Genomic DNA, 8,954 nt, shown 5'->3' on the forward strand with positions numbered 1-8,954 from the left:
CGAGCTCCGCGAGGCCTACCGGTTCCAGGACCTGCAGTCCTTCCTGGACCTGTACTACGAGCTCATGGCGGTGCTGCGCACCGAGCGCGACTTCGAGGACCTCGCGAACGCCTACCTCGCCCGGGCCGCCGCGCAGGGCGTGCGGCACGCGGAGATCTTCTTCGACCCGCAGGCCCACACCTCGCGGGGGGTGGAGATGGCCACGGTCGTCGAGGGACTGTGGCGCTCGCTCGGCCGCAGCGAGGAGAACCACGGCGTCTCCACCCGGCTCATCATGTGCTTCCTGCGCGACCAGCCCGCCGAGTCGGCGATGCGGACCCTCCGGGACGCGAGTCCCCACCTGGACCGGATCGTGGGCGTCGGCCTGGACTCCGCCGAGGTCGGGCACCCGCCGGTGAAGTTCCGCGAGGTGTACGAGGCGGCCGCCGCGCTCGGGCTGCGGCGGGTCGCGCACGCCGGTGAGGAGGGCCCGCCGGAGTACATCGGGCAGGCCCTGGACGTGCTCGGCGTCGAGCGCGTGGACCACGGCCTGCGCTGCGTGGAGGACCCCGCGCTGGTCGAACGCCTCGTGCGCGACCGCGTCCCGCTGACCCTGTGCCCGCTGTCCAACGTCCGGCTCCGCACGGTCGACACCCTCGCCGCCCACCCGCTGCCCGCCATGCTGGACGCGGGCCTGATGTGCACGGTCAACTCCGACGACCCCGCCTACTTCGGCGGTTACGCCGGCGACAACTTCGACGCCGTGCGCTCCACCCTGGGCCTGTCCGAGGAGCGGCTGCGCGAGCTGGCCCGCAACTCCTTCCTCGCCTCCTTCCTGGAGGACGACGAGGAGCTGCGGCAGCGGTACCTGGCCGAGGTGGAGGCGTACGAGTTCCCGTAGCCGCCGTGACCGCCGTAGCCCCCGTAGTCGCCGTGACCGCCGTAGCCCCCGCAGCCGCCGGGCCGGGCCCGGGCCACGCCCGTCAGGCGCCCGGCGCGGACGGGGCGCCCGTCGGGTGGGGGCCCGCCGTGCCGTAGGCCTGCCAGGCGGGTTCGGCGGCTCCGTCGACCGGGATCCGGACGACCGGTGTGCCCCCGCCGCGGCGGACCGCTCCCGGCAGCAGCCGGCGGCCGCCCGTGTGCAGGGCGACGGCGGTCATCGGCAGCGCGACGACCAGCAGGCCCGCGGCCAGCACGACGCCCATGACCGGGAAGCCGGCCCGCGCGGCGAGCAGGCTGCCGGTCAGCGGGCCCGCCGCCGTGCCCAGCGAGGAGGCCGAGCCGACGAGCACCGCCCAGCGGCCGCGCGGATCGAGGGCGGCGGCCAGCCCGATGACGTACGACAGGACGACCGGATAGAGCGTGTTCCAGGAGATCTCGCCGGTGGCGAAGGACGCCAGGCCGCTCGCGGAGGCGCTGAGCACGATGCAGCCGGCGATCAGCGCGGTGCCCGCGCCGATCGGCAGGGCCCGCCCAAGGCGCGGTCCGAGCGCACCCGCGCCGGTCACGCCGAGCAGCGCGGTGCCGAGCGCCACGGCGAACACCGCGCCGACGGTCGCCTCGCCGAGGTGCGCCTGCACGAGCCCGATCCGGCCGCTGACGCCCCACAGCGAGTTCTGGGCGAGCGACCAGCAGAACATGGCGGCGGCCAGCACGGTCCCCGGACGGCGGTGGGGCAGCCCGGGTCGCCGCGGGCCGGCGGCGCGGGCGGCGGTGCGGCGGGGGAGGCGTGCGGTGAGCGGCCAGACGGCGAGCGCGGTCAGCGCGATCGCGGCCAGGGGCTGCCCGTGGCCCGGCCCGAGGTGCGGCACCGTCAGGTAGACGGCGCCGGCGAGCGCGGAGACGCCGAGCAGGCCGAGCGTGGTGGTGCGGTGCGGGTCGGGCCGGCCGGCGATTCCGGTGGCGGCGACCGTCGTGGCCGTACCGGACCCGAAACCGCCGGCGACCAGCCCGGCGACGACCAGCGGCACCGCGCCGGACAGCGCGGCGCCGCCGTAGCCGAGGACGGCCAGGGCGAGCCCGGCGCGGGCGAGGGCGCGGGCCCCGATCCGCTCGACCCGTGAGGCCAGCAGGAATCCGGCGGCCGCCGAACTCAGCAGCAGCGCGCTGCCGACCGCGCCGGCCTGGGTGGCCGACAGCGGCAGCCCGGCGTCGAGCCGCCCGACGACGGTCGGCAGCAGATACGGGGCGAGATACCCGGCCGTGAACAGGGCGACGAGGGGCCAGGGCAGGGAGCGGGGGGCGGACACGGGCGTTCCCGGGGCATGCGGAGGGAGCGGCTCGGAGGAGCGCGGGGGAGGGAGGGGGCGCCGGACCGTCGACGGACAGGAACGCGCGGGCAATTTGTATCAAGCACGGAGTCCCGCCAGGGAACTGAGTGAGTGTGAAGTGGATCACTTTCTGTTTCTGCCGGGGGAGTCCGGGTAAAAGAGCGCCCTTTCGCTCACCGGGCGTTGCCCCGGGTGTGCCCTCGCTGGACCTGCCATTGACGATCGCTGGTTCGTCTACCTAATCTCTGTTCTCATACGTGGATGGCGACGAACTCGACCCGGCTAGGAGCCGCCCTGTGACCCGCGACCTGACCGTCACCGAGGTGCGTCTGACGCCGATCCTGGTCGCCGATCCGCCGCTGCTTAACACCCAGGGCGTCCACCAGCCCTACACCCCGCGCCTGATCGTGGAGGTCGTCACGGCCGACGGGGTCACCGGGCTCGGCGAGACCTACGGCGACACCAAGTACCTGGAACTGGCCCGCCCGCTCGCCGACCGGCTGACCGGACGTCAGATCACGGATGTGAACGCCCTCTTCGGGCTCGACATCGCCGTGAACGCCTCCCGGGTCGACGGCGCCGTCGACGTCGGCGGGCTGCGCGGTGTCCAGACCGCCGACAAGCTGCGGCTGTCCGTCCTGTCCGCCTTCGAGGTCGCCTGCCTGGACGCCCTCGGCAGGGCGCTCGGCCTGCCCGTGCACGCCCTGCTCGGCGGCAAGGTGCGCGACAGCGTCGAGTACAGCGCCTACCTCTTCCACAAGTGGGCCGCCCACCCCGAGGGCGTGCCCGGCGAGAAGGACGACTGGGGCGCCGCCCTGGACCCCGCCGGGGTCGTCGAACAGGCCCGCCGGTTCAAGGAGCGGCACGGCTTCACCTCGTTCAAGCTCAAGGGCGGCGTCTTCCCGCCCGAGCAGGAGATCGCCGCCGTACGGGCCCTGGCCGAGGCCTTCCCCGGACACCCGCTGCGCCTCGACCCCAACGGCGCCTGGTCGGTGGAGACCTCGCTGCGGGTGGCGCGGGAGCTCGGGGACCTCCTCGAGTACCTGGAGGACCCCGCCCTCGGCACGCCCGCCATGGCCGAGGTCGCCGCCCGCACCGACGTGCCGCTGGCGACCAACATGTGCGTGACCACCTTCGCCGAGATCGCGGAGGCCTTCACCAAGGGCGCCGTCCAGGTGGTCCTCTGCGACCACCACTACTGGGGCGGACTGCGCAACACCCGGCAACTGGCCGCGATCTGCAGCGCCTTCGGCGTCGGTGTCTCCATGCACTCCAACACCCACCTCGGCGTCAGCCTGGCCGCGATGACCCAGGTGGCGGCCACCGTGCCGGACCTCCACCACGCCTGCGACAGCCACTACCCCTGGCAGTCGGAGGACGTGCTCACCGAGCGCCTCGCCTTCGACGGCGGCCGGATCGCCGTGTCCGACGCGCCCGGACTCGGCGTGGAACTCGACCGGGACGAACTGGCCCGGCTGAACCGCCGCTGGACCGAGGACGACGGTGCGCTGCGGGACCGCGACGACGCCGCCGCGATGCGCGTCGCCGAGCCGGACTGGGTCACGCCCACGATGCCCCGCTGGTAGCCGGGCCCGAGCGCGGGCGTCCTTCCGGCGCGCGCCCGGCGTGACGGCCGACGTGTCGCCGCCGCTCTGGTGCACACTGGCCTGATCCGCACCATGCCAGGGAGCGCACCGTGACCGCGTCCAGCACGCCCGCCGGAGAAGGACCGGAACCCCCGCAGGACCGGGAGTACCCGCAGGCCCGCGAGCAGCGGCAGGCCCGCGAGCAGCGGCGGCCCCCCGCCGACCGGGAGTACCCGCAGGACCGCGAGTACATCGTCGGGGCGCCGCACGTCCCGACGCACCCCCAGGTCGACCCGCTGGCCGCGCTGCGCACGGCAGGCGACCCGCCCTGGGACGTCTACCTCACGGGCACCGTCTTCCTCGACATCGTCTTCACCGGGCTCGATTCCGCCCCGGTGCGCGGCACCGAGTCCTGGGCGCGCGGCATGGGCTCCAGCCCGGGCGGCGTGGCGAACATGGCGACCGCGCTGGCCCGCCTCGGTCTGCGCACCTCCCTCGCGGCGGCCTTCGGCGACGACCACTACGGCGAGTACTGCTGGGACGCGCTGGAACAGGGCGAGGGCATCGACCTCACCCCCTCCCGGGTGGTCCCCGGCTGGCACTCCCCGGTCACCGTCTCCATGGCGTACGAGGGTGAGCGCACGATGGTCTCCCACGGGCACGAGCCGCCCCCCGAGGACGCGCTCGTGCAGGAGGTCGGCCCCGGCCGTCCGCCCCGCGCCCGTGCCGCCGTCGCCTCCCTGACCCCCGGCCGGCGCGCCCCCTGGATCGCGGACGCGGCCCGCAAGGGCACCCGCGTCTTCGGTGACGTCGGCTGGGACGAGACCGGCGCCTGGGACCTGGCCGGCCTCGCCGACCTGGAGCACTGCGAGGCGTTCCTGCCCAACGCCGAGGAGGCGATGCGCTACACGGGCACCGACTGCCCGCGCTCCGCCGCCCACGCGCTGACCCGGTACGTGCCCTGCGCGGTGGTCACCCTCGGCGCGGAGGGCGCCTACGCGGTCGACCGGCGCACGGGGGAGAGCGCCGAGGTGCCCGCCATCGCGGTGGAGGCCCTGGACCCCACGGGCGCGGGCGACGTCTTCGTGGCCGGCTTCGTCACCGGCACCCTGGCCGGCTGGCCGCTGGCAGACCGGCTCGCCTTCGCCGGGCTCACCGCGGCCCTGTCCGTGCAGGAGTTCGGCGGTTCGCTGTCCGCGCCCGGCTGGTCGGAGGTGGCCGCCTGGTGGCGCCGGGTCCAGTCGGTGCCCGGCCAGGACCCGGCGGCGCTGCGACGGTACGCCTTCCTCCAGAGCCTGGTGCCGGAGGCGAGCGGCGAGCCGTGGCCGCGCCGCAGGGCCGTACCGACCATCGGCTTCGGCAGGTCGGCGTGAGGGATCGGCATCCGCGGCCTACGGGCAACTACGCATTCCTGATAGGCGGTTGAGCCCGGCCGCCATTGACAGGTGACGTTTGCCGCTCAATTATCGGCGGAACCGAGCACGTTCCGCCATTGACAGGTGACGTTTGCCGCTCAATTATCGGCGGAACCGAGCACGTTTTTGCAAGCCCTCCAGACTCCCTCTGTCGAAGGACATGCGCCGTGCGCAGACCAACACGCAGCCCCAGAGTGCTCCTGGCCGTCCTCGCCGCGGCTCTCGCCCTTCCCGCCGTCGCCCTCGCCCCGCCGCAGCCCGCCCACGCACAGCCGGAACCGGCCCCCTCGACCCCGAAGTTGAGCCACTCCGCCACCGAACTCACCCTCGAGGTCCCCCGAAGCCGCACCGCCCCCGGCTACGCACTGCACCTGACGAAAACTCAACTCTCCCTCCACACCACCCGCTCCGGCGCGCCCCTCCTCTCCACCGCCGCCGGCGACACCGGCGCCCTCCGATTCCGCACGGCCGGCGCCTGGCAGCACGCCACCCAGGTCACCGGCTGGAGCTGGAAGAAGGGCGTCCTGACCGTCACCGCCGCCACCACCGCGCCCGGCGCCACGGTCCGGGCCTGCGTGACACCCGCCGCCGACCGCTACCGGCTCGACTGGCAGGTCAGCGGAGTCGTCCCCGAACGCCTCGGCCTCGCCTACGACTTGAAGTCCGCCGGTCACTGGTACGGCCACGGAGAGGCCCAGACGCCGAACGGCGGCCCCGGCACCGACCAGCCCTGGCCACTGGACAGCGGGCAGGTCGTCCATCCGGCCTTCGGCCCGGCGTCGTACTACATGATCGACCCCTTCTGGTACACCTCCACGGCCACCGGACTGCGCGTGGACACCGGGCACGTCATGGACGTGGCGATCAACCAGGGCCAGGACGGCCTGGGCCGCTTCGACGTCGAGTCGGCCGACCCCTACCGGGCCACGGTCTTCGTCGAGTCGACGCCCCTGGACGTCTACCGCGACTACGTGGGCGTGGTCGGCAAGCCGGCCAAGAGCGATGCCACTTACCGGCAGTACGCCGAGCCGGTGTGGAACTCCTGGGCGCAGTTCTACACCCACGTCGACCAGGCCAAGCTCCTCGACTACGCCCAGGACCTGCACGACCACGGCATCACCGGCCACGCGCTGCAGCTCGACGACAAGTGGGAGTCCGACTACGGGAACATGACCTTCGACCCGAAGGCCTACCCCGACCCGAAGGCGATGTCCCGCGAGATCCACGACCTGGGCTTCGACTTCGGCCTCTGGGTCACCCTGTGGATCAACCTCGACTCCGACCAGTACCGGTACGCCGCCGACCACGGCTACCTGCTCGCCGACGCCGCGAACCCCGCCGTCCCCTGCAAGGTCACCTGGTGGAACGGCACGGCCGGCATCGTCGACCTCGGCAACCCGGACGCGAAGGCCTGGTACGAGGGACGCCTGAAGTCCCTCATGGACACCTACGGCGTGGACGGCCTCAAGTTCGACACCCGCTTCTTCGACGAGCGGTGCGCGCCGCACGCGGGCCACCAGCCCACCGACTACCAGCGGCTCGGCGCCCAGCTCGCCGACCAGTACGACCTCCAGGGCGTCGGCATCCGCGTCCACTGGAGCGGCGCCGCCCACCAGGCGGGCTTCGTCACCCGGCAGGTGGACAAGGGCACCGGGTTCGACTCCCTGCGGGCGTCGGTCACCCAGAACCTCGCCATCTCGACGATCGGCTACCCCTTCGTCACCACCGACATGATCGGCGGCTCCAGCGGCCGCCCGGCGCCCACCAAGCAGGTCCTGGTCCGCTGGGCGCAGTCGGCCGCGCTGATGCCGCTGATGTACTCCTCGACCTCACCCGTGGACACCATCGACGTCACCACGGGCAGGAAGGTGGTGTACGACGCCGAGACGACCGCCCTCTACCGTGAGGCCATCGCCCGTCACGCCCGCCTCGCCCCCTACATCTGGGACCAGGTCCAGCACACCCTGAAGACCGGCGACCCGATCATGCGGCCCCTCTTCTTCGACTTCCCGAATGACAGGGCGGCCTACACGATCACCGACGAGTGGATGCTCGGCCCCACCGTCCTGGCGGCCCCCCAACTCACCGACGCCCCCACCCGCCCGGTCCACCTCCCCCCGGGCCACTGGTACGACACAACCCACCACCGCACAGTCCCGGGCAACCAGACAATCCCCGCCTACCCGACCCCTCTGAACGCGACCCCGATCTTCGTAAAACTGAACACAAAGGACACGGAGAAGGCCCTACGGGCATTGCGCTGAGCGGGCACAGGGTGAACCCCACGGGGCTGAAGAGGGAACCTCGCGGGGGTGCAGGGAGGAACCCGCGGGGGTGCAGGGAGGAACCCGCGGGGGTACAGGGAGGAACCCGCGGGGGTGCAAGGAGGAACCCGCGGGGGTGCAGGGAGAACCCGCGGGGGTGCAGGGGGCGAAGCCCCCGCCGGGGTCCGGGGCGGAGCCCCGTGACGGGACTCCTCAGCCCACCGAGACGGGCGGGCGGGTGGGAAACGGGGTCTGGGGCGGAGCCCCAGGGCGGGACCTCTCACCCGACCGAGACGGGCGGGTGGGTGGGCAAGCCCCCCTCAGAACCCCAGCCGCCGCAACTGCTTGGGATCCCGCTGCCAGTCCTTGGCCACCTTCACATGAAGATCAAGGAACACCGGTGTTCCGAGCAACGCCTCGATCTGCCGCCGCGACTTGATCCCGACCTCCTTCAGCCGCTTGCCCTTGGGCCCGATGACGATCCCCTTCTGGCTCGGCCGCTCGATGAACACGTTCGCGTGGATGTCGAGCAACGGCTTGTCCGCCGGCCGGTCCTCCCGGGGCAGCATCTCCTCCACGACCACCGCGATGGAGTGCGGCAACTCGTCCCGCACCCCCTCCAGCGCGGCCTCCCGGATCAGCTCCGCCACCATCACCTGCTCGGGCTCGTCGGTCAGATCCCCCTCGGGATACAGCGCCGGCCCCTCCGGCAGCAACGGGATCAGCAGATCCGCCAGCAGATCCACCTGCTTGCCCGCGGTCGCCGACACCGGCACGATCTCCGCCCAGGTGATCCCCAGCTCCTCGCCCAGCCGGTCCACCGCGATCAGCTGCTCGGCCAGCGCCTTGGAGTCCACCAGGTCCGTCTTGGTGACGACCGCGACCTTCGGGGTCTTCTTGATCCCCGCCAGCTCCTTGGCGATGAAGCGGTCGCCCGGACCGATCTTCTGGTCGGCCGGCAGGCAGAAGCCGATCACGTCGACCTCGGCCCACGTCGTGCGCACGACGTCGTTCAGCCGCTCGCCCAGCAGCGTCCGCGGCTTGTGCAGCCCGGGGGTGTCCACGAGGATCAGCTGCGCGTCGGGCCGGTGCACGATGCCCCGTACCGTGTGCCGCGTCGTCTGCGGCCGGTTGGAGGTGATCGCCACCTTCTGCCCGACCAGAGCGTTCGTGAGGGTGGACTTGCCCGCGTTGGGGCGGCCCACGAAGCAGGCGAAGCCGGCGCGGTGAACGGCCTCGGCCGACTGCTCGGATGACTGGGTGCGAACGCTCATGGCGTTCATTGTCCCTGATCCACGAACCCCCGCCGCACCCCGAGCCGCCCCGGGCCGTCCCGCACCCCCCGATCCGCCCGATCCGGACCGCCGTGAGCTCCCGGAAACCCCCGCGCAACACGAAACGTCACCGAAACACAGCCGTACGCGACCGGAAACGCGCGGC

At 72.9% G+C, this 8,954-nt stretch carries 6 protein-coding genes; 4 read left to right on the forward strand and 2 right to left on the reverse strand.

Annotation, left to right across the window (positions count from 1 at the left end):
- A partial coding sequence (locus IE249_RS00225) for an adenosine deaminase (protein ID WP_229857122.1) occupies window positions 1-880 on the forward strand: 880 nt, incomplete at its 5' end.
- A gap of 82 nt (window positions 881-962) precedes the next feature.
- Here IE249_RS00225 and IE249_RS00230 read toward each other — a convergent pair.
- Window positions 963-2,228, reverse strand: coding sequence for an MFS transporter (locus IE249_RS00230; RefSeq protein ID WP_189702726.1), 1,266 nt, complete (start codon window positions 2,226-2,228; stop codon window positions 963-965).
- A gap of 317 nt (window positions 2,229-2,545) precedes the next feature.
- On the opposite strand from IE249_RS00230, the gene IE249_RS00235 reads away from it, so the two are divergent.
- The 3 genes from IE249_RS00235 (at window position 2,546) to IE249_RS00245 (ending at window position 7,514) form a co-directional block, all read left to right on the forward strand.
- Window positions 2,546-3,835 carry a glucarate dehydratase family protein gene (locus IE249_RS00235; protein ID WP_189702727.1) on the forward strand — a complete coding sequence of 430 codons (1,290 nt, stop codon included), beginning with the start codon at window positions 2,546-2,548 and terminating at the stop codon, window positions 3,833-3,835.
- A gap of 251 nt (window positions 3,836-4,086) precedes the next feature.
- Window positions 4,087-5,208 (forward strand): carbohydrate kinase family protein, encoded by a 1,122-nt coding sequence (locus tag IE249_RS00240; RefSeq protein ID WP_229857331.1) that lies wholly within the window; start codon window positions 4,087-4,089, stop codon window positions 5,206-5,208.
- A 209-nt stretch (window positions 5,209-5,417) separates the two neighbouring features.
- Entirely contained in the window at window positions 5,418-7,514 is a 2,097-nt protein-coding gene (locus tag IE249_RS00245) for a glycoside hydrolase family 31 protein (RefSeq protein WP_229857123.1), read from the forward strand.
- Between the two features lie 320 nt (window positions 7,515-7,834).
- On the opposite strand, the gene era is transcribed toward IE249_RS00245, so the two are convergent.
- Window positions 7,835-8,788 (reverse strand): GTPase Era, encoded by a 954-nt coding sequence (era, locus tag IE249_RS00250; RefSeq protein WP_189702729.1) that lies wholly within the window; start codon window positions 8,786-8,788, stop codon window positions 7,835-7,837.
- Between the last annotated feature and the right edge of the window lie 166 nt (window positions 8,789-8,954).

Source organism: Streptomyces anandii JCM 4720, assembly GCF_014650655.1.
Classification (GTDB): domain Bacteria; phylum Actinomycetota; class Actinomycetes; order Streptomycetales; family Streptomycetaceae; genus Streptomyces; species Streptomyces anandii.

Coding starts and splice junctions, on each gene's coding strand:
- era (WP_189702729.1), bottom strand. CDS start 8,788: ATGAGCGTTCGCACCCAGTCATCCGAGCAGTCGGCCGAGGCCGTTCAC.